This is a genomic window from Ochrobactrum sp. AN78, assembly GCF_029909885.1.
Classification (GTDB): domain Bacteria; phylum Pseudomonadota; class Alphaproteobacteria; order Rhizobiales; family Rhizobiaceae; genus Brucella; species Brucella quorumnocens.
In genome coordinates, this window is record NZ_JASAMU010000002.1 from 163,306 (window position 1) to 186,917 (window position 23,612).

A 23,612-nucleotide genomic window follows, 5' to 3' on the forward strand; every position below is an offset into this window, starting at 1 on the left:
TCATTAGTTTACAATGAAAGCGGAACGGGGCCATGTCACTTTTACTTCCGCACCCTGCCCCGGATTCTTGCGATTTTTAAAGCTAATCTGCGCTCCAGAGCGTTCCAGCAGAGTTTTTGCGATAAAAAGTCCCAATCCAAGACCGCCGCCGCCGTTATGTGCGCTATCGCGACTGGTCATATAAGGTTCACCGATTCGGTCCAGAATTTCTGGTTTGAACCCCTCACCGTCATCCTGAATGGTGACGCTGACAGTGCTGTCGGTCCAGCCCCATGTAACGCTGACCTCATCACGCGCAAAATCGACTGCATTCTCCACCAGATTGCCAAGCCCATAAAGCAGCCCTGGATTACGACGCACAACAGGCTCTGGCTTCGGTCCTTCCTGTTTGGTCACTTGAAGCAGAATTCCAAAATCCCGATGTGGCTCAATCACTTCCTCGATCAATGATGAGAAAGGCAGACGCGACATGTGTTCCTCGTTTTCCGAGGACAGACTGGTCAGCCGTTGCAGAATTTCGCGACAGCGCGCAGCCTGTGATTGCAAAAGCGCAATATCCTCTGCAAGTGCCGGATCACCATCGGACTTCTTTGCATAACTGCGCTGCATTTCCTTGACCACCAAAGTAATGGTGGCAAGCGGTGTGCCAAGCTCGTGTGCGGCAGCGGCAGCCAGCCCATCGAGCGCCGTCAGATGTTGTTCGCGTTGCAAAATAAGTTCAGTTGCAGCCAAAGCATCACCAAGCTGACGCGTTTCTTCAGCAATACGATAGGCATAGACGCCAGTAAAACCCAGTGCTGCGATGATCGCGCACCAGATACCCGCTACGAAAAGAAATGGCAGATCAAGGGTTTCACCCGGATACCAGGGCAACGGTTCGTAGCGCACAGTTAACACCGAGGTGCTCAACACAACGAGAAGCGCAAGAACCAGCGTATGGCGTACCGACAGCGATGTGGCCGATATAATGACCGGGGCGATCATCAGGATAACGAAGGGGTTTTGCACTCCACCTGTCAGATAGAGCAGCCCCGCCAGTTGCAGAATATCAAATGCCAGAACAATGCTGGCGGCAGTCGGGCTCAGCCGGTGATTGGTCGGGAAGCGAAATGCGAGATAAAGATTGAGCCATGCGGAACAAGCAATCAGGGCAAAGCAAATGCCAACAGCAAAATTGAATTGCAGATAGAGCGCGACAAACATAACCGCGGCGGTCTGCCCGGCAATCGCCAGCCAGCGCAGACGCACCAAGGTGGTAAGACGCGGTTTTCGCGAAAGATTTGAAGCTCGGTTATCGAATTCTGCGTGCATGATCACCCCGGAGCATTTCCAGCAAACGTATAAAAGTGGTTTTGCGTTTGGAAATACGTAGATAAGGACACAGAGCAGTCGTTCAGATTAAAAAGCAAATACGCTCTGACGAGCCCCTTATGCGGCAACGCGCATATTCACGCAAGCGGAACTGTGTCATCCAGTCGCAGTACAAATTGAGACGCCTGAGAACACCAATACAGTGGGCGTTTGTGAGACTTCACTAAAACGTTAACGCCGCCCGCAGCAATTGTGTCAATTTTGTGAAGAAATTATAATGCTCCCGATACATATAGTAATGGGGGGTACATGATTGTTTTCAGGGGGACAATATCGTCTGGACTGGGGAAACATTCGGAACTCATCATTCCGGGGAAACGAGAGCTGAAAAATTCGCCAACTGACTGGCCAGACAGATTCGCATCGGGTTCGCTGAATGTGCGGATCACGGAATATCCATCTCTTCTGCGCAGCAGCCGGAAAAACCTCAAGGCGCTGGATCGCGGCCTCGTCCCACCAACCCTTGTGATCCCGCAGAATGCAATTAAGAATAACAGCCTGCAACGCAAGCTTTTCAAGCCAAGCCGCGGCACAGGTCAAGCGTGGCGTGCGACGCTTCACTCCCATTCCCGTTCCATGCATGTCTGGATTTTCCGGCGTATCGGATCGCATATGCACGACTGTCTTGAGCTGATCTCGGATAAACGCATACGCGAAAATCTCGACATCCGGGATCAGGACGAAGTTCGCATCGTTCTGCATTCGTAAGAATGTCAAGTGCCGCGCGGCTTAGCCCTGCGCGTGGCTTCTGCGTTCGTGGGATCCTCCGGCCAGACATGACGCGGATAACGACCGCGCATGTCGGAGCGCACATCAGCCCATGACCCTTTCCAGAAGTTAGGCAAATCCCGCGTTATCTGGATCGGACGATGGGCAGGTGAAAGCAGCTCCAGCAAAAGCGGTACTTTGCCATTGGCAATGGCTGGATGAACGCCAAGGCCGAAAAGCTCCTGTACGCGCACGGCGAGAACCGGCTCCTCCGTGTCATAGCGGATCGGGATATTTGAGCCGGTCGGCACTTCAAAATGCGTGGGTGCCAGTTGATCGACGAGGCGTTGCAGATCAAACGGCACGAGGCTCATCAGGCCGTTTTTCAATACATGCGCCGGGATGCGGTCGAGCTGTGCTTCGCCGGTAAGGAAAGGCAGAAGCCAGTCGTCAAGACGCTCAACGAGATTGTCATCATCCATCGATGGCCATGGATCGCCAAGGCCGCGATAGAGCCAGCCCAAACGGCGGCGCAGGATTACTGTCTCTTTGCCCCATGGGAGAATATCAAGTCCATGTTCACGCACGGCCGCAATCACGCCCTCGTCGGCGCTTGCACCTGAAGGTGCGGCCAGCGGCTTTTCTGACAGAGCAATAGCACCAATGCGAACCGCTTCGCGTGCGCGGAGCGCATTCTTCTCGACGTCATAGACGACCTGTCGTCCGCTTTCGATCTTGTTGCCAAGGGCCGCACGGATTTCGGCTTCCGATGTTTCAGCGGCAGAAAGGACACGCGCCCGACCCGCTCTGCCAGACATATCGGCCACGACAAGCCATGATGCGCGGCTGAGGCTGATGCCGGGATCGACTTCGCCGCCGCGCCCATTGGCCAGCAGAAATTGCCCGGTCTGGCCGCGTGCCTTGGCGATGCGGTCTGGATAGGCGTCGATCAACATACGGCCAGTAGTAGACCCGGCAGGCTCGCCTTTGTTTGGCACATTGGCAGCAAGGCGTTTTGCCAAGCCTTTGGCGCGCTGTGCGCGGTCGGAACGATCATTGCGAAAACGCGACATGCGAGTATCGAGGTCGGTTTCGTTGCCGCCAAGGCCACGCTCTGTCAGGAGCATGGCGAGTTCTGCGGCACGCAAAGCCTCGCCACGTTTGCCAGCTTCCGCCACCATATGTGCAAGACGCGCAGGCAATGCCAGCGACCGCATGGCTTCGCCATCCGCAGTCAAACGCCCCGCCTCATCCAGTGCACCAAGCCGCGTGAGCAGCGCCTTTGCTTCCTTGAGAGCGGGTAGCGGTGGCTTATCGAGCAGCGAAAGCGTTGTCGGATCAGTCACGCCCCATGCGGACGAATCCAACACAAGACCGGAAAGATCGGCTTCAAGAATTTCAGGCGGAGAGAATGCGGGGAGCGAAGCCGTCTGTCCCTGATGCCAGAGGCGAATGGCAATGCCCGGCTCGGTACGACCGGCACGACCAGCGCGCTGATCGGCACTCGCACGAGAGGTGCGCACTGTTTCAAGCCGGGTCAAACCGGTGGCTGGTTCATATTTTGGCAGGCGGGCAAGGCCACTATCGATCACCACTCGCACGCCATCAATGGTAATGGAGGTTTCTGCAATAGACGTTGCCAGCACCACTTTGCGGTGACTTGGCGGTGCAGGTTTGATGGCCGCATCCTGATCGCGCCCTTCCATCGCGCCATAAAGCGGTGCGAGAATGATATTAGCTGGCAGGAGCTTTTCCAGAATAGCGGCTGTGCGTTCGATCTCGCCCTGACCGGGCAAGAAAGCGAGAATGCTGCCGGTTTCATCGGCCAGTGCATCGCGAATGGCTCTAACCATCGCGTCTTCAATGCGCTCATCGGGCTTGCGGTCGCGGTGGCGAATATCGACAGGATAGGCGCGGCCTTCGCTCTCAACGACCGGCGCTTCGCCCAAAAGCTGGGCCACACGCGCACCGTCCAATGTGGCCGACATGACGAGAATTTTGAGATCGTCACGTAAGGCTGCCTGCACGTCAAGCGCCAATGCCAGACCGAAATCGGCATCGAGGCTGCGTTCATGAAACTCGTCGAACAGAACCGCCGCGACACCTTTGAGATCAGGATCATCAAGGATCATGCGTGCGAAAACGCCCTCGGTGACGACGAGGATTTTAGTCTTGGCCGAAACCTTGCTTTCAAGGCGCATACGATAGCCGACCGTCTCGCCCGCTTCTTCGCCCAAAAGCTGCGCCATGCGTCGTGCCGCAGCGCGCGCCGCAAGACGGCGCGGTTCGAGCAGCACAATCATCCTATCACCGCGCCAACCTGCATTCAAAAAATGCAGCGGCACCAGCGTGGTTTTGCCTGCCCCCGGAGGGGCAACCAGAACCGCGCTTGCATGGGTGGCCAACGCTGCATCAAGCTGCGGCAGAATGCGCGTAACGGGAAGATCGGGCAGACTCGTCAAATGAAATTCCGTATTATAAAGGCGTTGCTTTGGTGCTTATCCCACAAGGAACGACGATGATCCATATACGAAAATCCACGCCCGCCGATGCCCCGGCCCTCACCGCAATCTGGCGGGAAAGCGTGCTGGCGACGCATGATTTTCTCCGCCGAGAAGATTTCATTGAACTCGAAAAGTTGGTCGGAGAGCAATATCTGCCGAATGTAGTAGTCGATGTCGTTGAGGATGACGGCAAGCCGGTTGGATTCATGGGCTTGACCGAAGGCAACATCGACAGTCTGTTTATTTCACCGGTTGAGCGCGGCAAAGGCATTGGCAAGCACATGATCGCCCACGCGAAAGGTATTATCGGGGTGCTGACTGTCGACGTGAATGAGCAGAACACGCAAGGCGTGGGCTTTTATCGCCATGTCGGTTTTGTTGAGACAGGTCGTTCGGAAACTGACGATCAGGGGCGCCCTTATCCGCTCTTGCACTTGCAGCTTGAGGCGTAAAATTCGCGATAGGCAAATTGCAGGGAAAATCATTCTCGCAAGAGGCATTTCTGGAGCAATTGACATACTCCCCTATAGTATATAGGTTTCGCAATAATCGGGAGATTTCATGCCGCATTCACCGGAAGACAAAAAGCGCGCGATGACGCGCCTGCGCCGTATCAAGGGGCAGGCCGAAGCATTGGAGCGCGCGGTGGAAGCAGGCACGGAATGCTCGGCCCTGTTGCAGCAAATTGCAGCGTTGCGCGGGGCTGCCAACGGATTGATGGCGGAAGTGCTGGAAAGCCATTTTCGCGAGACATTTGGCCAAGTGCGCGGGGAGTCTCGTGAGACCATAGCGCGAGATGCCGTGGCTGATCCGGATACACAAATCGACGAAATCATGCGGATTTTGCGCACCTATCTGAAATAGGTGCCTTATGAACTGGAAGGGACTAGAGCCATGAAATCACGTGCCGCCGTTGCCTGGGAGGCAAAGAAGCCGCTCACCATCGAAACCATCGAAATCGGCGGTCCCCGCGCTGGCGAAGTGCTGGTCGAAATCATGGCGACCGGCGTTTGCCACACCGATGCCTATACGCTTTCCGGCCTTGATTCCGAAGGCAAATTTCCGGCCATTCTCGGCCATGAAGGTGCGGGCATCGTGCGCGAAGTGGGCGCTGGTGTGACCTCCGTCAGGCCCGGCGATCATGTCATCCCGCTCTACACGCCGGAATGCCGCTCGTGCAAAACCTGTTTGTCGCAGCGCTCCAATCTCTGCACCTCTATCCGCGCCACACAGGGTCAGGGCCTGATGCCGGATCGCACCACGCGCTTCTCTTGCGATGGCGGCGAAGTGTTCCATTATATGGGCTGTTCGACCTTCTCGAACTTCACAGTTCTGCCGGAAATCGCTCTTGCCAAGGTTCGTGAAGACGCGCCTTTCGACAAGATCTGCTATATCGGCTGCGGCGTCACCACCGGCATTGGCGCGGTTATTTATACGGCTAAGGTTCGTCCAGGTTCCAATGTGGTTGTGTTTGGCCTTGGCGGCATTGGTCTCAATGTCATTCAGGGCGCGCGTATGGTTGGTGCCGACAAGATCATCGGCGTCGACATCAATCCATCCAAGGTTGAAATGGCGAAGAAGTTCGGCATGACCGACTTCGTCAACCCGCGTGAAATCGGCAATGACAAGGTTGTTCAGGCCATTCAGGACCTGACCGATGGCGGCGCGGATTATTCGTTTGACGCAACCGGCAATACCGATGTCATGCGTCAGGCGCTGGAATGCACCCATCGCGGCTGGGGTGAATCGATCATCATCGGCGTGGCGGAAGCCGGCAAGGAAATCGCCACGCGTCCGTTCCAGCTCGTCACCGGACGCGTCTGGAAGGGTACGGCCTTTGGCGGCGCGCGCGGTCGTACCGATGTGCCGAAGATCGTCGACTGGTACATGGAAGGCAAGATCGACATTGACAGCCTGATCACCCACACCATGCCGCTTGATGAGATCAACACAGCTTTCGATCTGATGCATGAAGGCAAGTCGATCCGCTCAGTGATCGTCTACTGATGAGCGAAAAGATTTTCGTTTCCCAGTGGGGTGAACTCGACAACCTGACGCCGCGCGCGCTTTACGCGATGCTGAAGCTGCGCGTGGATGTTTTCGTGGTGGAGCAGAAATGCCCCTACCCCGAAATCGACGGCAAGGACTATGACGCGTTTCACTTACGCATTCTTGATAACGAGGAACTTGCAGCGTCTTTGCGCGTTCTTCCGCCAGAGAGCACAGGCAAGCCAGTGAAGATCGGGCGTGTTGTCGTGGCAGCAGATTATCGCGGCTACAAACTCGGCCAGCGTCTGATGAAAGAGGCGGTGGAATTTGCGCATGAACGGTTCCCCGGCATCGCTATCGAGCTTGGTGGGCAAAGCCATCTGCAGAAATTCTATGGTTCGTTCGGCTTTGTAGCGATTTCGGAAGAATATCTCGAAGACGGCATCCCGCATGTCGATATGCGGTTAGACCCAAAGGAAGTAACCGCCTGATGTTTTTGCTGCGCCGCCATATGTCGTTTTACCTTGGCGCCGCTGGCGGCGTGGCAGCATTCATCATCGCTTACGCGCTTAAAAGCCCGCTTGCCCCAGTCGTTGGCGCAAACTGCTTCTTCCTGATCTATCTGGGGCTCGCGCTATATGCACTGCCCCAACTCACCGCGGCCTATCTGAAAAAACACGCAGCGAGCGCTGACGAACCAGTGTGGATCATCTTCTGGGTGACATTTGCTGCGGTAATTGTTGCGGTTGCCTCGCTGTTTATTCTGATTAACCAGAAACCGGAACCCGATGGCTTTGCACTCGCAATGACACTTGCCGCCGTGCCACTTGGCTGGGCAACGATCCATATGATGGCGGCGCTGCACTATGCCCATGTTTTCTGGCAGCCCGACATGTCCAGCAAAGCCGGCCATAAAGGCGGGTTCCTTTTTCCAGAAACTGATGCGCCATGCGGCTGGGATTTTGCGTATTACTCCTACGTCATCGGTATGACCGCACAAACCTCCGACACCAATTTGAGCACGACCTATATGCGCCGCACCACATTGTTGCACAGTGTCGTCTCGTTCTTCTTCAATACGGTTCTTGTCGCAGCGGCAGTCAATGTCGCGGTGGCATTAGGAAATTAGGATTATTCATGGAAACGATCTCCACCGCAAAGAGCTTTGGTGGCACGCAGGGCGTGTATCGCCATAAGAGCGAGACCAATCAATGCGACATGACCTTTGCCGTCTTCCTGCCGCCACAGGCAAAGGATGGTGCGGTTCCGGTGCTGTGGTATCTTTCTGGCCTTACCTGTACGCATCAAAACGTGATGGATAAGGGCGAATATCGCCAAATGGCCTCAGAACTTGGAATTGCCGTTATTTGCCCTGATACAAGTCCGCGCGGTGACAATGTCCCCGACGAGCCGGATAACTGGCAATTTGGCAAAGGCGCTGGCTTCTACGTCGATGCCACGCAAGAGCCGTTTGGCAAAAACTATCAGATGTATAGCTACATCACCAAGGAACTGACCGAGCTGGTGGCAAGTGAGTTTCCGCTCGATATGTCGCGACAGGCAATCACCGGCCATTCGATGGGCGGACATGGTGCGCTAACAATTGCTTTAAAAAACCCCGACCGTTTCAAGTCGGCATCGGCTTTCGCGCCGATTGTCCAGCCGTCAACGGCGGGATGGTCGAAGCCTGCACTGGAAAAATACCTAGGCGCAGAAGAGCGCGCATGGCGTGCCTATGACGCAACGCTGCTGATTGAAGATGGCTATCGCTTTCCGGAATTTCTTGTCGATCAAGGCACAGCAGACGGCTTCCTCAACGACGGCCTGCGTCCGTGGTTGCTGGAAGAAGCCTGCAAGAAAGCTGGCATCCCGCTCAAGCTCAACATGCACGAAGGCTATGACCATTCCTATTTCTTCATCTCGACCTTCATGGATGACCATCTCAAGTGGCATGCAGAACATCTTGGCAGATAAGAATTGGCAATGTGCGTTTGTGAACTGGCGCTTAAAGCATTTCCAGCAAAAGTGGGAATCGGTTTTGCGTTCGGAAATGCTTAAAAACAAATAGTTACAGCGGTTCCGACGGTTCAATATTAACTGGAACCGCTGTGAGTTAGTTTACAAACGCCTCGTCAGGACAGGAGTGCCATCGTGGAGAAAAAAGTCGTCACAGTCGGCGCCTTCGTCGTGAATGACGAAGGAAAAGTACTGACGGGGTTACGCTCCCCTTGGAAAAAGGCATGGCCCGAACATTGGGACACGCCCGGTGGTCATGTCGAACCCGGCGAAACTCTGGAAGAGGCGCTCATTCGCGAAATGGGTGAGGAAATCGGTATTCGCCCAACGCAGTTCCGCTGGATCGGTGCAGTCGATGAGAAAAGACCTGATTTATACGGCGATTCCATCTGCCAGATTTATCAAGTCACGGCATGGGACGGTGGCGAACCCCGTAATGTCTGCGATGAACATTCGCAAATAAAATGGTTCAGCCCCGAAGAACTCGCGAACCTTCTCAATCTTGCGGATGCTGAGTATCAGCACCTTGCCCGGGTTGCGACCAACACCGCCTCGACTTACAGCGGTTCCAGTTAACAGTGAACCGTTGGAATCCCTGTAACTATTTGTTTTTACGCATATCCGAACGCAAAACCGGTTCCCACTTTTGCTGGAAATGCTTTAACGCTTCACCACCTTCATCGGTAAACCACCCTGTGGCTGGGTGGTCAACTTTTGAACCGGCCAAGGTTTCGTCGTTTCAAGCACGTCGAAGCGATGGTTGCGTAGCAAGATGGCAAGCGCAATGACTGCTTCCTGAAGCGCGAAGCTTGCACCGATGCAGACGCGCGGGCCTGCGCCGAACGGCAGATATTGGAAACGGTCGATCTGATCACGGTTTTCCGGCCAGAAGCGTGACGGCTTGAAAGCGTCCGGCTCCTGCCAGTAAAGCCTGTGGCGATGGATCACCCACGGCATCACCAAAACAGCCGTACCTTTGGCAATTTTCAGATCGCCATAGCTGTCATCGACTGCCGCCTCACGATTGATCGACGGCGCGGGCGGATAGAGCCGCATCGCTTCTTCAAACGCTGCGCGCGTATAGGGCAGTTTTGCCAGCCATTCCTGCGGCGGCAGATCATCGCCGCCATCCGCAAAGAAAGCGTCTATTTCGGCTTCCACGCGTGCACGTTCCTGCTGTGCCTTCGCAAGCAGATAAAGCGTCCAGCCAAGCGCACGGGCGGTGGTCTCGTGCCCGGCACCAATGAAGGTGATGATGTTATCTTCAATCTCGGAGCGGTTCAGTCCGTCCGGTCCTTCAGCGCGCAAAAGCAGCGTCAGGAAATCATTTGGAACGTCCTCGCCCTTGTCCATGCGCTCTTTACGCATAGCAATTGTGCCGGAAACCAGTTCACGGAAAAAGCCAAGCGATTGCTGGCCGCGCAGACGCGTGAAACGTGGAAGCCAGTCCGGCAGGCCAAGCAGATCAAAGGGATCAACGCGGCCCATGGTTTCAAACAGCTTGTCGATCTGGCGGGCGAAATCATTAGGATCGCCAGCGATCTCGCCGGAAAACAGGGTTTCTGCCAGAATATCATAGGTCAAAAGCGTCATGTCGTGGGCGACATCGGTTATCGTGCCACTTGTCTTGTAACGCTCGACAAAATGCTTTGAGCGCTCCCGCATGGTCTCGGCAAAACCGCCAATATGGCGCGGTGTGAAAACCGGTGCCATCGCCTTGCGCGAGCGCTTCCAGGCCTGCCCCTCTGCCGTTAGAAGACCATCGCGCAGGATTGGGCGTAGAACGCGCTGGCGAATGGCGGACATGGGGTAATTGGCGGCGTTATCAACCAGCACATGGCGGATTAGTCCGGGATCATTGGCGATGATGGTTTTTATACCAAGCCAGCTCACCGACACCCAAGGCTCGTTGTATGAGGGCTCACCCCATAATTCGAGCGGGTTTTTATAAACCACGCGCATCATCTCGAAACGGCCTACCGGCTTTTCACGCGGACGCGGTGCAGGCGGAACAAAGGGATTTGCTGTGTCGGTCATCTTGGCTGCAATTTCCATCAAGCGTTCCTTTTTATAAAAATCAGGGTTTATAAAATCGGGTCAAGAACGCCCCCGTTGAGAGAATATAAGCTCCAATTGTGGCGGTTCCAGACACCCCACGCCAACCCAATTCGGTATAGCTAGCCAAATGAGCTGAATCCCCGGCAAATTTGGCCCCAAAATTTGGAAAAATCGCCTTTAACGCCTATATTAAAACCATGTTTGTCGTGTGATTCGACAGTGTTTTTGATGCTGCAGTTGCAGCAGGCTTTAAGGCCGCATCCGCGGCGCATTTTCGAAAGATTTTCATGAGCGAGACTCCAGAGATGAATTCCGAAGCCCCCGCCGAATATGGCGCGGATTCCATTCGTGTGCTGAAAGGTCTGGACGCTGTTCGTAAGCGCCCTGGCATGTATATCGGCGACACGGATGACGGCTCCGGCCTGCATCACATGGTCTACGAAGTGGTGGACAACGCCATTGATGAAGCGCTTGCCGGACATGCAACGCTTGTCACCGTTACGCTTAACGCCGACGGCTCCTGCACCGTGACCGATAACGGTCGCGGCATCCCGACCGACATCCACAAGGAAGAAGGCGTCTCTGCGGCTGAGGTCATCATGACACAGCTCCATGCCGGCGGTAAATTCGACCAGAACTCCTATAAGGTTTCGGGTGGTCTGCACGGCGTGGGTGTTTCAGTTGTGAACGCGTTGTCGATCTGGCTGAAGCTGAAAATTCGCCGCGCAGGAAAAATCCACGAAATGAGCTTCACGCATGGCGTCGCGGATTCCCCGCTGATCGTCACTGGTGACGCTGGCAGCGACACCGGAACCGAAGTCAGCTTTTTGCCGTCGCCCGATACATTCACGATGATCGAGTTTGATTACGACACGCTGGAACGCCGTCTGCGTGAACTGGCGTTTCTAAATTCCGGCGTCCGTATCAAGCTTGCTGATCGCCGTCATGCCGATATTCGCGAACAGGAACTCCACTATGACGGTGGCGTCATCGAGTTCGTGAAATATATCGACCAGAGCAAAAAGTCGCTTCTGGAAACGCCGATCTATATCAAGAGCGAAAAAGACGGAATGACCGTTGAAGTCGCCATGTGGTGGAATGATTCCTACCACGAAAAGGTGCTTTGCTTCACCAACAACATTCCGCAGCGCGATGGCGGCACCCATTTGGCTGGTTTCCGTGGTGCCCTCACCCGTCAGGTAACAGGCTATGCGGATGCTTCCGGCATGACCAAGAAGGAAAAGGTGCAGCTCACCGGCGATGATTGCCGCGAAGGTCTGACCGCTGTTCTTTCCGTCAAGGTTCCTGACCCTAAATTCTCGTCGCAGACCAAGGACAAGCTGGTTTCCTCGGAAGTGCGTCCGATTGTGGAGAGCCTCGTCAACGAAGCGCTTTCGACATGGCTCGAAGAACATCCGGCGGGTGGCAAGACCATCGTCGAAAAGGTCATTCAGGCAGCAGCAGCGCGTGAAGCAGCCCGCAAGGCGCGTGACATCACCCGCAAGAGCAATCTGAGTGTGACGTCCCTGCCCGGCAAGCTTGCCGATTGTCAGGAACGCGATCCTGCTAAGTCGGAAATCTTCATCGTCGAGGGTGATTCCGCAGGTGGTTCCGCGAAGAGCGGTCGCTCGCGCCAAAACCAGGCGATTCTGCCGCTGCGCGGCAAGATCCTCAATGTGGAGCGCGTCCGTTTTGACCGGATGATCTCATCGGATCAGGTCGGCACCTTGATTACAGCGCTCGGCACTTCCATCGGCAAAGATGAAACTCACGGCTTCAACCCGGATAAGCTGCGCTACCACAAGATTATCATCATGACGGATGCTGACGTCGACGGTGCGCATATTCGTACGCTGCTGTTGACCTTCTTCTTCCGCCAGATGCCGGAACTCATCGAGCGCGGTCATATCTACATCGCGCAGCCTCCGCTCTATAAGGTGTCTCGCGGCAAGTCCTCGCAATATATCAAGAACGAAGCAGCCTTTGAGGACTTCCTCATTGAAACTGGCCTCGAAGAAGCAACCCTTGAAATGGCAAGCGGTGAAGTGCGCGCCGGACCAGACCTTCGTTCCGTCGTCGATGATGCACGCACGCTGCGTCAGCTGCTCTCCGGTCTGCACACGCGCTATGACCGGAGTGTCGTTGAACAGGCAGCGATTGCCGGACTTCTCAACCCCAATTCAACGGCAAACGACGCCACTGCACAAACCTCTGCGGGCATTGTTGCACAGCGTCTCGACATGATCTCGGAAGAAACAGAGCGTGGCTGGACTGCACATGTGACTGAAGATGGCGGCTATCGTTTTGAGCGCGTAGTTCGTGGCGTCAAGGATGTCGCAATTCTCGATATGGCACTGCTCGGTTCTGCCGATGCACGCCAGATCGACCGTGTGGCGTCACGCATGTCTGAAGTCTTTGCCGAGCCGCCTGTACTTCGTCGCAAAGACAAGGTTGAAACGCTTTCCGGCGCGATGGCTCTGCTTGATGCGATTTTCGCAACGGGCCGCAAAGGTCTCACGCTACAGCGTTACAAAGGCTTGGGCGAAATGAACGCCGATCAGCTTTGGGAAACCACGCTCGATCCGAACGTGCGTTCGCTACTGCAGGTCCGGGTAAACGACGCAACCGATGCCGACTCGCTCTTCTCGCGCCTAATGGGTGATGAAGTCGAGCCACGCCGCGAGTTTATTCAGGAAAACGCGCTCAGCGTTGCCAATCTGGACGTATAAAAACAGCCCCCGAAAGACATCAAAGCTTTCGGGGGCTTTTTATTCAAGACAAGACAAAAACCGATGACAACAAAAAGCCCGCCGATTGGCGGGCTTTTTTATGATCGGAAATTACTCTCCGCGGTTCTTCTTCGGATAGCCGCTTTTGCCGTCCTTCTTGAAACCATCTTTCTTGAAGTCGCCTTTAGGCTTGGCCCAGCTGTTCTTCGCATTGTCGCGATTATTGTCGCGCGGACCGTCGCGGAAATCGCTTCTTGGCTTGTCGCTGCGTGGCTTGAAATCACGCTTGCCTTCGCGCGGAGCAGCGTCGCCGCCAGCGCCTGCAACGGCCGGACGGATCACGAGGCCCTTTTCACCGGTACCGCGTTCTTCAACCGAACGACGGAACTCATCAGCCTTGGAAGCAACAATTTCAAAACGCGTTTCGTTGTCGAAAATCTTGATCGAACCGACTTCGCGCTTGGAAACGTCACCGGCCTTACAGATCAAAGGCAGAAGCCACTTAGGATCGGCGCGGTGCTTACGTCCGGCGGAGACCGAGAACCAGACGCCATCGAAACGCGCATTGCGGTCGAAGCGTTCGCCTTGCTCTGCACGATCACCGCGATCAAAGCGTTCGCCACGTTCTGGACGATCACCGCGTTCTGAACGTTCACGAGGCTTCTTTCCGCCAACCGGATGAACCGGAGCGTCAGAAACTTCTTCGGCTGCAGGCAATGCAGCAAGTTCGCGATTGAGGAACGCGCTGGCGATCTGTTCCGGCGTGTAACGCTCGGTCAGTGCCTTCAAGAGTTCCTGATGTTCTTCTTCAACCGGCTGATTGAAAGCCTCGCCATTGAGAATGCGTTCGTTGTTCTTTGCCTGAACCGCAGCGATGCCCGGTGCTGGAACAGTCTGCGCATCAAGCTTTGCCATATGCAGAAGACGCTCTGCAATGCGGCGGCGCGAGAATGGAACAACCAGAACACAGGTGCCCTTACGGCCCGCACGACCGGTACGGCCTGAACGGTGCAGCATGGTTTCAGCATTGTTTGGCAGATCTGCGTGGATCACGAGATCAAGATTAGGTAGATCGATACCGCGGGCAGCAACGTCGGTTGCCACACAAACGCGGGCACGGCCATCACGCATCGATTGCAGCGCGTTGTTACGTTCAGCCTGGCTCAGTTCGCCCGAAAGGGCCACAACTGCAAAGCCGCGGTTGGAAAGGCGGCTCGCCATGTGCTTCACAGCTTCACGGGTCGAGCAGAAAATGATCGAGTTCTGTGCATCATAATAAAGCAGCGTATTGATGATCGCGTGATCACGCTCCTGCGGCGGAACAGGCATCGCGAAATAATCAATATCGGCGTGCTGACCAGCTTCGCCCGCAGCAGAAATACGCAGTGCATCTTTCTGGAAGCGCTTGGCAAGCTGTGCAATCGGCTTCGGTACGGTTGCCGAGAACATCAATGTGCGGCGGTCAGCAGGTGCTTCGCCGAGAATGAATTCGAGGTCTTCACGGAAGCCCATATCGAGCATTTCGTCAGCTTCATCGAGCACGACGACGCGCAGTTCAGACATATCGAGCGCATTACGGGTGATATGATCACGCAGACGACCAGGCGTTCCGACAACGATATGCGAGCCGCGTTCAAGCACACGGCGCTCAGAACGGATATCCATGCCACCAACACACGAAGCAATACGTGCACCAGTATCAGCATAGAGCCATTCCAGTTCGCGCTGAACCTGCAGAGCTAGCTCGCGCGTTGGTGCGATGATCATGGCAAGTGGCGCACCAGGATTACCGAAGCGCAGTTCATCACCAAGGATTGTGGAAGCCATGGCAAGACCGAAAGCAACGGTCTTACCGGAGCCGGTCTGTGCTGAAACGAGCAGATCGGCGTGAAGCGTTTCCGGTGCGAGAACAGCGTTCTGAACAGCGGTGAGAGTGTTGTAGCCACGAGCGGCTAATGCTCCGGAGAGAGCCGGAGCAATGGATTCAGGCAGAGACATGATTAACTTTCAAAAAAGCTTCACAAGTCGACACCCTTGGCCGCAAACCCTTTGGCCACAAACCCACTGACGACTACCGAAGCAACAGAATTGCCGCTTACCTATAGTGTCAAACCTCTCAGGTCAACCGGTTGAGCCCTCAATGCGCCTCATCCCAGTTATGCGCTGCACGCGCATCGACCTGTAACGGCACAGAAAGCGGCACTGCAGGCATGGCCGCGTTCTCCATCACATGACGAACGACAGGGATTGTCTTCTCGACCTCGCTTTCAGGCACTTCGAAGATCAATTCATCGTGCACTTGCAATAACATACGTGCTGCAAGCTTTTCTTCGTCCAGCGTCTTCTCCATGCGAATCATGGCACGGCGAATGACATCGGCTGCGGAACCCTGAATAGGCGCATTGATTGCCGCACGTTCGTTGAACGCCCTCACTTGCGGGTTGGAAGCACGAATATCCGGGTAGTGCGCCCGACGCCCGAAAATCGTTTCGACATAGCCATGTTCGCGCGCAAACGCCTTGGTCGCTTCCATATAGTCCTTGATACCGGGGAAACGCTCGAAATAGGTTCGGATATATTGGCCAGCTTCTTCACGCGGAATGGAAAGCTGGTTGGCAAGGCCAAAGGCCGAAATGCCGTAGATAATACCGAAGTTGATCGCCTTGGCGCGGCGACGCACTTCCGAAGGCATACCTTCGACCGGCACACCAAACATTTCTGATGCTGTCATGGCATGAATGTCGATGCCATCAGCAAAAGCCTGTTTCAACTGCGGAATATCGGCGACATGAGCCAGTACGCGTAATTCGATCTGGCTGTAATCGGCAGAAATCAGCTTGTTGCCGGGTTCAGCAATGAATGCCGTCCTGATCTTGCGGCCTTCGGCTGTACGAACCGGAATATTCTGCAAGTTTGGTTCAGATGAAGACAAACGCCCTGTCGAGGTCGATGCCATCGCATAAGAGGTGTGAACGCGCTTGGTCTGCGGGTGAATAAAGCCCGGCAGCGCATCCGTATAAGTGGATTTAAGCTTGGTCAGCTGACGCCAGTCAACAATCTTACGCGGCAGAGGTAGGCCTTCAGCGGCAAGATCTTCCAGCACCTGTGCAGAGGTCGACCATTGTCCAGTTTTGGTCTTGGACGCGCCCGGCAGACCCATTTTGCCAAACAGAATATCGCCAAGCTGCTTGGGCGAGCCGATGTTGAATTTTTCCCCAGCCAATTCATAGATTTCATCTTCATAGGCGGCCGCTGACTGTGCGAGATCGCCCGAAAGGCGCGAAAGAACCTGTCGGTCAACAGAAATACCGCGTTCTTCCATCCGTGCCAGCACATCGACCAGCGGACGTTCAAGACGCTCATAAACCGACGCCAATCCTTCTGCGGCCAGACGTGGTTTCAGCACCTGCCAGAGGCGCAGCGTTACGTCTGCATCTTCGGCTGCGTAAGCCGTTGCGCGATCGATATCGACCATATCAAAGGTTACAGAGCTTTTGCCGCTGCCCGCTACATCCTTATAGGCGATTGGTGTATGGCCAAGCCAGCGTTCGGAAAGCGGGTCCATGCCGTGTCCGCCGGTGCCTGCATCAAGCACATAGGAAATCAGCATCGTGTCATCGAAGGACACGGTGTTGGTGCCGTGACGGCGCATGACGAGCCAGTCATATTTCATGTTTTGTGCAATCTTGAGAACAGACTTGTCCTCAAGAACGGTCTTCAAGGCCTCGAGCGCCGCCCCAAGCGGAATCTGCCCCTCGACCATGCCTCCGCCGAGAAGATCACCCATGCCGGATTTGTGCTGGAGCGGAATATAAGCTGCCTTGCCCGGCGCAAGTGCCAGCGAGAAACCGATCAATTCTGCCTGCATCGGATCAAGCGAATTGGTTTCTGTATCGAAGGCAACAAGACCGGTCTCAACAGCTTCCGCGAGCCACTTGTTCAGCGTCGGAAGATCGCGAATGCAGGTATAGCCCGTGGTGTCGATTTTCTGCGCAAGAGCCGTTGCAGCACGGCTTTCCGCCAATGCTTTCGGCGTGTAGCCACTGACGTCAGACACTTCGGAGTCAACAGAAACTTCGGACGAAGCGGCCGCTGATTTTGCTGGCACATCGACATCGGGACCGTGTGCATCTGCACCCCATTCCGTTTCGATATGACATGGCTCTACCGCCGACGCATCAGTGTCGGTTGCTTCGGCCACGCGACGGGTCAGCGTTGTGAAATCCAGCGCTTTCAAAAAGCCAATGAGCTTTGGACCATTCTGTGGCTCAAGCACCAGACCGTCGAGATCAACTTCGAGCGGCACGTCTGTTTTAAGCGTTACGAGCTCCCGCGCGATTTTTGTCTGGTCAGCAAAAGCGATGATATTTTCACGACGTTTGTTCTGCTTGATCTCAGAAGCGCGTGCGAGCAGCGTATCAAGATCGCCAAACTCTTCCAGCAATTGCGCAGCAGTCTTCGGGCCAATGCCTGGAATTCCCGGTACATTATCGGTGCTATCGCCAGTCAGCGATTGCAGATCGATCATCTTTTCAGGCGGCACGCCCCATTTTTCAATCACTTCCGGGATCGAAATCTGCTTGTCCTTCATGCTGTCATACATGGACACCTGTGGCGTCACGAGCTGCATGAGATCTTTATCGGACGAAATGATTGTAACATCGCCGCCTGCATTTTCAGCCAGACGGGCATAGGTTGCGATCAGGTCGTCGGCCTCAAAACCTTCCTTTTCGATGCAAGGCAGATTGAATGCACGCGTTGCCTGACGGATCAGGCCGAATTGCGGAATGAGATCTTCCGGCGGCGCGGTGCGGTTTGCCTTATACTCGGGAAAAATCTCTTTGCGGAAAGTCTGCGACGAATAATCGAAAATGACCGCAAAATGCGTCGGCACCACACCGACATCGGTGCTGCGCGCATCCTTCAACAGCTTCCACAGCATGTTGCAGAAACCAGATACGGCCCCAACAGGCAAGCCGTCCGTCTTACGCGTCAGCGGTGGCAGGGCATGATAGGCACGGAAAATATAGCCCGAGCCGTCAACGAGGAAGAGATGATCACCTTTTTTCATGGCTTAGAATTAAAGGAAACAAAGCTCAAAGAAAACCGGCCTTATGTCAGGAGAAACGAGTGTCCACCGTTGGATCGCACGAGTGCGCTTTTCAGAGATAGTAGCTACTCCAGATCTTCCTGTATGAACTCACCAGAAACATGAATATCGATCATCTCGAGAAGGCCTGGACCCACATTGACATATTTATGTGGAATATTGGCCGCACCGAATACGACACTGCCTTCGTCGGCTTCGAATTGCTCTTCGCCAACCGTGAATAAGGCCCGGCCTTTACGCACAATGAAAATCTCGTCATAGGGGTGGCGATGCAATCTGGGGCCGCGTCCCGCTTCTTCAGTTGCATAGAACATGACGGACGCACCCGCCCCGAACACATTTCCTTCAAACTCACCGTGCCACTTGCCTGACGTCTTTTCCCAGCCCTTCTTACTGAGCATTGTGATCTTATCCATAAGTGCCTCTTCCCTCACACGTTTTCACGTTATCACTGATAACGGATTTCAACCGGCAAGGTAACGTTTATGTTACGAATTTGTAATCTTAAATGCCCTTGAATAGCCACAGTTGGAGGGCCAGATTACACCCATCGACAGTACGTCGGTCGCCGGTTTTCTGACCCGTCCCCCGTTGGATACCGGTTGTCGCGACAGCCTCATTCCCCTCTCCGGGCTGTCGCTTTTGAGTGTAGTGATATGGCCGTTGTGGTAACCCCCTCACCGCAACGGCCAATTCATTTTCTGCTCTCAGTTTTGCGTTCAATTTGGGTTTCTTCTTCGGGTTGCTGGTTGTAGTGTGCCACCAGTATTACGACTCGTCAGGAAGCATCCATGTCCGCGCAATCACTCGATAAAGTCCTCAATTATCTCGACACCAATCTCGATAAGAGCATCGATCACCTCTTTGATCTTTTGCGGATCAAGTCGATCTCGACTGACCCGGCTTACAAGGCCGACTGCCGGAAGGCCGCCGAATGGCTGGTCGAAGACCTGAAATCCATTGGCTTTGATGCCAGTGTGCGCGACACGCCGGGGCACCCGATGGTTGTTGCCCATCATGACGGTGCCACTGCTGATGCGGCACATGTGCTGTTCTACGGCCATTATGATGTGCAGCCGGTTGATCCACTCAATCTCTGGGACAATGATCCATTTGAGCCTGCAATCAAGGACGTTGGCAATGGTCGCAAGATCTTGACCGGTCGCGGAACATCCGATGACAAGGGGCAGCTCATGACCTTTGTCGAGGCATGCCGTGCCTACAAAGCCGTTAACGGCAATCTGCCAGTGAAGGTGACATTGCTTTTTGAGGGCGAAGAAGAATCCGGTTCTCCTTCGCTCAAGCCTTTCCTTGATGCCCATAAAGAAGAGCTGAAAGCCGATGTGGCGCTTGTTTGCGATACCGCCATGTGGGATGCCGAGACGCCAGCGATCAGTGTGGGTCTGCGCGGGCTTGTCGGCGAACAAATCGTCATCAAGGCTGCTGACCGCGATCTTCACTCCGGCTTCTTCGGAGGCGCGGCTGCCAATCCGATCCATATTCTCGCAAAAATCCTTGCCGACCTGCATGATGAAACCGGCCGGGTTACGGTTCCGGGTTTCTATGAAGGTGTAGAAGAAACGCCGTCGCAGATTTTGCAATCGTGGGAAAGCCTTGGCCGCACGGCTGAAAATTTCCTTGGTCCAATTGGCCTCTCAGTCCCTTCGGGCGAAAAAGACCGCAGCGTTCTGGAACTGACCTGGGCTCGCCCAACGGCTGAAGTCAACGGCATTATCGGCGGCTATACTGGCGAAGGCTTCAAGACCGTGATTGCGGCTGAGGCATCCGCCAAGGTTTCATTCCGCCTTGTTCACAAGCAAGACCCGGTGAAAATCCGCGAAGCTTTCCGCGCATTCGTTGAAGCACGCCTGCCAGCCGACTGCTCGGTCGAATTCCATCCGCATGGCGGTTCGCCGGCGATCCAGCTGCCATATGATTCTCCGCTTGTTTCCAAGGCAAAGGATGCGCTTTCCGACGAATGGCCAAAGCCAGCCGTATTGATCGCCATGGGTGGGTCGATTCCGATTGTCGGCGACTTCGACAAGTTCCTCGGTATGGAATCGCTGCTGGTCGGCTTCGGCCTTGAAGATGATCGCATCCATTCGCCCAATGAAAAATATGAGCTGAATTCCTTCCATAAGGGCCAGCGTTCTTGGGCTCGCATTATGGCCGCTATCGCAGCCAAATAAGGAAGACTAAATGACGATCCGTTTTCACAAGCACGATTTGCCCAACCTGGATAATTATCAGGTTGATGCAGTCGCTATCGACACCGAAACACTGGGCCTGAACCCGCATCGCGACAGGCTTTGCGTCGTTCAGATCTCGCCTGGCGACGGCACTGCAGATGTGATCCAGATCGAAACCGGACAGAAGAAAGCGCCCAATCTGGTCAAGCTTTTGAAAGATCGTTCGATTACCAAAATCTTTCACTATGGACGTTTCGATCTCGCAGTACTTGCACATACGTTCGGCACCATGCCACAACCGGTTTTCTGCACGAAGATCGCCTCGAAGCTGACGCGTACCTATACGGATCGTCATGGTTTGAAGGAAATCTGCAACGAGCTTCTCGATGTTTCGATTTCCAAACAACAGCAATCATCTGATTGGGCAGCGGAAGTGCTTTCCCAAGCCCAGCTCGATTATGCAGCCTCAGACGTGCTTTATCTGCATCGCCTGAAAGCAGTATTCGAAAAGCGTTTAGAGCGTGATGGCCGTGCGAAACAGGCTGATGCCTGCTTCAAATTCCTGCCAACCCGCTCTGAACTTGATCTGATGGGGTGGCCTGATCAAGATATATTCGCTCATTCTTAGCATTTTAAACGGCGACATGAGAGAGCGCTCAGGTTACAGCATAATTCCTTAAACTTGAATCAGTTTAAGGTAAAATTATGCTGTAAATATAAAGTATTAGAGCGACCTTTGTGCGCCCAAGAGGGCGCACGGCGCTCTAGAGCGCTCTCTCATTTTATTTGTTTAACGCGCATCCTGCCCGAAAACCGTTCCACATTTTTCCGGATGCGCTTGACCCGCAGTTTTCTTTTGGTGCGTATGGTCAATCATGGCCCATTTCGGACGGCGAAACAGAAACTGCCCGTAGCCTGCCCATTGAATAAACCCGTAGAGAATGACCGGTCCGATGACACCGCTTGCGGTTGTCAGCAGCGAAACTGTACCGGTATCAAGAAAACCAAATTTCAGAAGAATTGTCCGCGCGATCGCCATCGGCAGGAAGAATGCGAGATAAACGACAATCGAATGAGCTCCGAGCCAGCTTAACCCTCGATGCAGCACATTTTTATGCGGCAGCAAGCTCAACAGCGATGAAATCGAAATTATCGCTAATGCACCGACAAGTCCCAGCAAAAGCGAAATAATCGGAAGATCGCTTATAGCCCCTCGTCCGTTTAAAAGATCACCCGCCGGCGCTATCAGCAAAGCAAGGCTTTCCGGTACTGGCATGAAAACCAGCTTATATTCGATAAGCCCCCAGATAAGCAGCCCAGATATTCCCACTACAGGGCGTTGACGCAGCCAATCGGCGGTGCGGAAAATCAAGGGTGCGAAAGCATAACCTGCAAAGAAATAGACAAAGCGCGAGCAGAACTCGTCGATCATTGTCCAACCGGTATGGATTGGCAGAATTTCCAGAATGGCCAGCAATGCGAAAGTCAACCCAACGGGTACGCGCTTCAACAGGCGCGTCGCAACGAAAAAGACCGGCAGAATGTAAATGAACCAGAGTGTTCCGAATGGCTCAATGAACGCCATGATATAAGCTTCGACAACACCGGTAATACCGGCCTCGCTTGCAATAGCTGGTGCTTTGAATGCGAACTGGATCGTCAGCCATAAAATGTAGAAATACAGAAAGTGAATGACCTTGCGATCAAGATAGCGCCGCCATGGTCTATCGATGACAAGACTGAGAAAGAGACCGGAGATCAGGAAAAAGTCAGGCATACGGAAGGGCTTGGCGAAAGCCACGACATGATGCATCCAGCCTTCAGAGCCAGCTGCCTTTTCCACGCCCAACGTGGAATGCATCATGACAACAAAGATTATACAGATACCCTTGGCAATATCGACCCAGTCGACACGCTGCGCAGCGCCAGTTGCCCCACCCATTTTATTTTCTCCGTGCTTTAGACCCGCACCCTATACCCCAATCCAAATAGCAAAAACATCCTCACCGAATACAACCCTGGATTTTACCTGTTTGGTAACCAAGAACAGCAGCTAATCAAGCTAATCACGATTCTGTGCGCAACTTTTGCGACAATTACACGACTGTGGCCTTCTTGCTACAGACTCTTTTCGGCAATCGCTTATATTGGGTACAACAGATTTAGAATTCCCCGTTCTCCAAAGGAGATTTATTATGAAGCTCAAGTCTCTTCTTCTCGCATCCACCGTTGCTCTTCTCGCAGCAACTGGCGCAAAGGCAGCTGACGCTGTAGTTTACGAAGAACCAGCTCCAGTTGTCGTCGCTCCGTCCTTTACCTGGAACGGCGCCTACCTTGGTGGCCAGATCGGTTATGGCTGGGGCAAGTCGCGTTTTGACGGCGGCATCAATGTCAAGCCAGACGGCTTCCTCGGTGGTCTCTATGCAGGTTACAACTTCGACCTCGGCAACAGCGTTGTTCTGGGTATCGACGGTGACGTGACCTACAACAACCTCAAGGACAGCTACTCTGAAACTTTCCTTGACGGAACAGACAGCGTTGAAAGCAAGCTGCGTTGGTCGGGTGCGGTTCGTGCCCGTGCAGGTTACGCAGTTGATCGCTTCCTTCCATACATCGCTGGTGGTGTTGCTTTCGGAAGCGTAAAGAACACATTGTCGTCGACTGGCGCTGATGGCTCGTTCGAAGCTTCGCAGAGCAAGACCCTCACCGGCTGGACCGCTGGCGCAGGTATTGACTATGCAGCAACTGACAACGTCATCGTACGTCTTGAATACCGTTACACCGATTATGGTAACAAGGACTACGACTTCGGCTTTGGCGACGGTTCGGTTCGCGACAAGTTCAAGACCAACGAAGTTCGCCTCGGCGTTGCATACAAGTTCTAATCTGACCTGTTCAGATGAGTTTTCAAGAAAGGCCCCGCATTGCGGGGCCTTTT

19 protein-coding genes are annotated in these 23,612 nt (G+C 54.3%); 12 read left to right on the plus strand and 7 right to left on the minus strand.

The features are described 5' to 3' along the window. Window positions 1-3: 3 nt before the first annotated feature. Window positions 4-1,311, minus strand: a complete 1,308-nt coding sequence (locus QBD00_RS04360) for an ActS/PrrB/RegB family redox-sensitive histidine kinase (protein WP_095447827.1) — start codon at window positions 1,309-1,311, stop codon at window positions 4-6. Between the two features lie 309 nt (window positions 1,312-1,620). Here QBD00_RS04360 and QBD00_RS04365 point away from each other — a divergent pair, with 309 nt between their 5' ends. After that, on the plus strand, window positions 1,621-2,079 hold the full coding sequence (locus QBD00_RS04365) for a hypothetical protein (RefSeq protein WP_318578740.1): 459 nt from the start codon (window positions 1,621-1,623) through the stop codon (window positions 2,077-2,079). Between the two features lie 5 nt (window positions 2,080-2,084). Here QBD00_RS04365 and hrpB read toward each other — a convergent pair whose 3' ends face one another. After that, window positions 2,085-4,541, minus strand: a complete 2,457-nt coding sequence (gene hrpB, locus QBD00_RS04370) for an ATP-dependent helicase HrpB (RefSeq protein WP_318578741.1) — start codon at window positions 4,539-4,541, stop codon at window positions 2,085-2,087. A 56-nt stretch (window positions 4,542-4,597) separates the two neighbouring features. Here hrpB and QBD00_RS04375 point away from each other — a divergent pair, with 56 nt between their 5' ends. From QBD00_RS04375 to QBD00_RS04405, 7 genes are all read left to right on the plus strand, one after another. Further along, complete coding sequence (locus tag QBD00_RS04375; protein ID WP_318578742.1) at window positions 4,598-5,035, plus strand: acetyltransferase; 438 nt, start codon at window positions 4,598-4,600, stop codon at window positions 5,033-5,035. A gap of 109 nt (window positions 5,036-5,144) precedes the next feature. Further along, window positions 5,145-5,447, plus strand: a complete 303-nt coding sequence (locus QBD00_RS04380) for a metal/formaldehyde-sensitive transcriptional repressor (protein ID WP_318578743.1) — start codon at window positions 5,145-5,147, stop codon at window positions 5,445-5,447. Between the two features lie 30 nt (window positions 5,448-5,477). Beyond that, the gene (locus QBD00_RS04385; RefSeq protein ID WP_318578744.1) at window positions 5,478-6,590 is read left to right on the plus strand and encodes an S-(hydroxymethyl)glutathione dehydrogenase/class III alcohol dehydrogenase; all 1,113 of its coding nucleotides are present in this window, start codon (window positions 5,478-5,480) and stop codon (window positions 6,588-6,590) included. Beyond that, window positions 6,590-7,063 carry a GNAT family N-acetyltransferase gene (locus tag QBD00_RS04390; protein ID WP_095445891.1) on the plus strand — a complete coding sequence of 158 codons (474 nt, stop codon included), beginning with the start codon at window positions 6,590-6,592 and terminating at the stop codon, window positions 7,061-7,063. The genes QBD00_RS04385 and QBD00_RS04390 overlap by 1 nt, the downstream gene beginning before the upstream one ends. Beyond that, window positions 7,063-7,701: a DUF1345 domain-containing protein gene (locus QBD00_RS04395; RefSeq protein ID WP_318578745.1), complete on the plus strand. Its 639-nt coding sequence runs from the start codon at window positions 7,063-7,065 to the stop codon at window positions 7,699-7,701. Before QBD00_RS04390 ends, QBD00_RS04395 begins: the two co-directional genes overlap by 1 nt. Before the next feature lie 8 nt (window positions 7,702-7,709). Continuing rightward, a complete protein-coding gene (gene fghA, locus QBD00_RS04400; protein WP_318578746.1) occupies window positions 7,710-8,546 on the plus strand; it encodes an S-formylglutathione hydrolase in 837 nt (278 codons plus the stop codon). Between the two features lie 177 nt (window positions 8,547-8,723). Continuing rightward, complete coding sequence (locus QBD00_RS04405) at window positions 8,724-9,164, plus strand: NUDIX hydrolase (protein ID WP_318578747.1); 441 nt, start codon at window positions 8,724-8,726, stop codon at window positions 9,162-9,164. Window positions 9,165-9,248: 84 nt separating this feature from the next. Here the strand turns inward: QBD00_RS04405 and QBD00_RS04410 are convergent, their stop codons facing one another. Continuing rightward, on the minus strand, window positions 9,249-10,643 hold the full coding sequence (locus QBD00_RS04410) for a cytochrome P450 (protein ID WP_318578748.1): 1,395 nt from the start codon (window positions 10,641-10,643) through the stop codon (window positions 9,249-9,251). A gap of 290 nt (window positions 10,644-10,933) precedes the next feature. Between QBD00_RS04410 and gyrB the strand changes: the two genes are divergently transcribed. Then, complete coding sequence (gene gyrB, locus QBD00_RS04415) at window positions 10,934-13,375, plus strand: DNA topoisomerase (ATP-hydrolyzing) subunit B (protein ID WP_095445886.1); 2,442 nt, start codon at window positions 10,934-10,936, stop codon at window positions 13,373-13,375. 111 nt (window positions 13,376-13,486) lie between these two features. Here gyrB and QBD00_RS04420 read toward each other — a convergent pair whose 3' ends face one another. The 3 genes from QBD00_RS04420 to QBD00_RS04430 all read right to left on the minus strand — a co-directional run bounded on the left by QBD00_RS04420 (window position 13,487) and on the right by QBD00_RS04430 (window position 18,901). Then, the gene (locus QBD00_RS04420; protein WP_151094785.1) at window positions 13,487-15,373 is read right to left on the minus strand and encodes a DEAD/DEAH box helicase; all 1,887 of its coding nucleotides are present in this window, start codon (window positions 15,371-15,373) and stop codon (window positions 13,487-13,489) included. A gap of 139 nt (window positions 15,374-15,512) precedes the next feature. Continuing rightward, window positions 15,513-18,446, minus strand: a complete 2,934-nt coding sequence (gene polA, locus QBD00_RS04425; protein WP_318578749.1) for a DNA polymerase I — start codon at window positions 18,444-18,446, stop codon at window positions 15,513-15,515. Between the two features lie 104 nt (window positions 18,447-18,550). Continuing rightward, window positions 18,551-18,901, minus strand: coding sequence for a cupin domain-containing protein (locus QBD00_RS04430; protein ID WP_095445883.1), 351 nt, complete (start codon window positions 18,899-18,901; stop codon window positions 18,551-18,553). Between the two features lie 375 nt (window positions 18,902-19,276). Here QBD00_RS04430 and QBD00_RS04435 point away from each other — a divergent pair, with 375 nt between their 5' ends. Continuing rightward, window positions 19,277-20,674 carry a dipeptidase gene (locus QBD00_RS04435; protein WP_318578750.1) on the plus strand — a complete coding sequence of 466 codons (1,398 nt, stop codon included), beginning with the start codon at window positions 19,277-19,279 and terminating at the stop codon, window positions 20,672-20,674. 10 nt (window positions 20,675-20,684) lie between these two features. Next, a complete protein-coding gene (locus QBD00_RS04440; RefSeq protein WP_264230531.1) occupies window positions 20,685-21,302 on the plus strand; it encodes a ribonuclease D in 618 nt (205 codons plus the stop codon). A gap of 162 nt (window positions 21,303-21,464) precedes the next feature. Here QBD00_RS04440 and QBD00_RS04445 read toward each other — a convergent pair whose 3' ends face one another. Continuing rightward, the gene (locus QBD00_RS04445) at window positions 21,465-22,616 is read right to left on the minus strand and encodes an acyltransferase family protein (RefSeq protein WP_318578751.1); all 1,152 of its coding nucleotides are present in this window, start codon (window positions 22,614-22,616) and stop codon (window positions 21,465-21,467) included. A gap of 253 nt (window positions 22,617-22,869) precedes the next feature. Between QBD00_RS04445 and QBD00_RS04450 the strand changes: the two genes are divergently transcribed. Further along, complete coding sequence (locus QBD00_RS04450; protein WP_095445879.1) at window positions 22,870-23,559, plus strand: outer membrane protein; 690 nt, start codon at window positions 22,870-22,872, stop codon at window positions 23,557-23,559. The last annotated feature ends 53 nt before the right edge of the window (window positions 23,560-23,612 follow it).

Coding starts and splice junctions, on each gene's coding strand:
- QBD00_RS04365 (WP_318578740.1), top strand. CDS start 1,621: ATGATTGTTTTCAGGGGGACAATATCGTCTGGACTGGGGAAACATTCG.
- QBD00_RS04420 (WP_151094785.1), bottom strand. CDS start 15,373: ATGTCTCTGCCTGAATCCATTGCTCCGGCTCTCTCCGGAGCATTAGCC.
- QBD00_RS04410 (WP_318578748.1), bottom strand. CDS start 10,643: ATGGAAATTGCAGCCAAGATGACCGACACAGCAAATCCCTTTGTTCCG.
- gyrB (WP_095445886.1), top strand. CDS start 10,934: ATGAGCGAGACTCCAGAGATGAATTCCGAAGCCCCCGCCGAATATGGC.
- QBD00_RS04390 (WP_095445891.1), top strand. CDS start 6,590: ATGAGCGAAAAGATTTTCGTTTCCCAGTGGGGTGAACTCGACAACCTG.
- QBD00_RS04440 (WP_264230531.1), top strand. CDS start 20,685: ATGACGATCCGTTTTCACAAGCACGATTTGCCCAACCTGGATAATTAT.
- QBD00_RS04395 (WP_318578745.1), top strand. CDS start 7,063: ATGTTTTTGCTGCGCCGCCATATGTCGTTTTACCTTGGCGCCGCTGGC.
- QBD00_RS04450 (WP_095445879.1), top strand. CDS start 22,870: ATGAAGCTCAAGTCTCTTCTTCTCGCATCCACCGTTGCTCTTCTCGCA.
- QBD00_RS04380 (WP_318578743.1), top strand. CDS start 5,145: ATGCCGCATTCACCGGAAGACAAAAAGCGCGCGATGACGCGCCTGCGC.
- QBD00_RS04445 (WP_318578751.1), bottom strand. CDS start 22,616: ATGGGTGGGGCAACTGGCGCTGCGCAGCGTGTCGACTGGGTCGATATT.
- QBD00_RS04375 (WP_318578742.1), top strand. CDS start 4,598: ATGATCCATATACGAAAATCCACGCCCGCCGATGCCCCGGCCCTCACC.
- fghA (WP_318578746.1), top strand. CDS start 7,710: ATGGAAACGATCTCCACCGCAAAGAGCTTTGGTGGCACGCAGGGCGTG.
- QBD00_RS04435 (WP_318578750.1), top strand. CDS start 19,277: ATGTCCGCGCAATCACTCGATAAAGTCCTCAATTATCTCGACACCAAT.
- QBD00_RS04385 (WP_318578744.1), top strand. CDS start 5,478: ATGAAATCACGTGCCGCCGTTGCCTGGGAGGCAAAGAAGCCGCTCACC.
- QBD00_RS04360 (WP_095447827.1), bottom strand. CDS start 1,311: ATGCACGCAGAATTCGATAACCGAGCTTCAAATCTTTCGCGAAAACCG.
- QBD00_RS04430 (WP_095445883.1), bottom strand. CDS start 18,901: ATGGATAAGATCACAATGCTCAGTAAGAAGGGCTGGGAAAAGACGTCA.
- polA (WP_318578749.1), bottom strand. CDS start 18,446: ATGAAAAAAGGTGATCATCTCTTCCTCGTTGACGGCTCGGGCTATATT.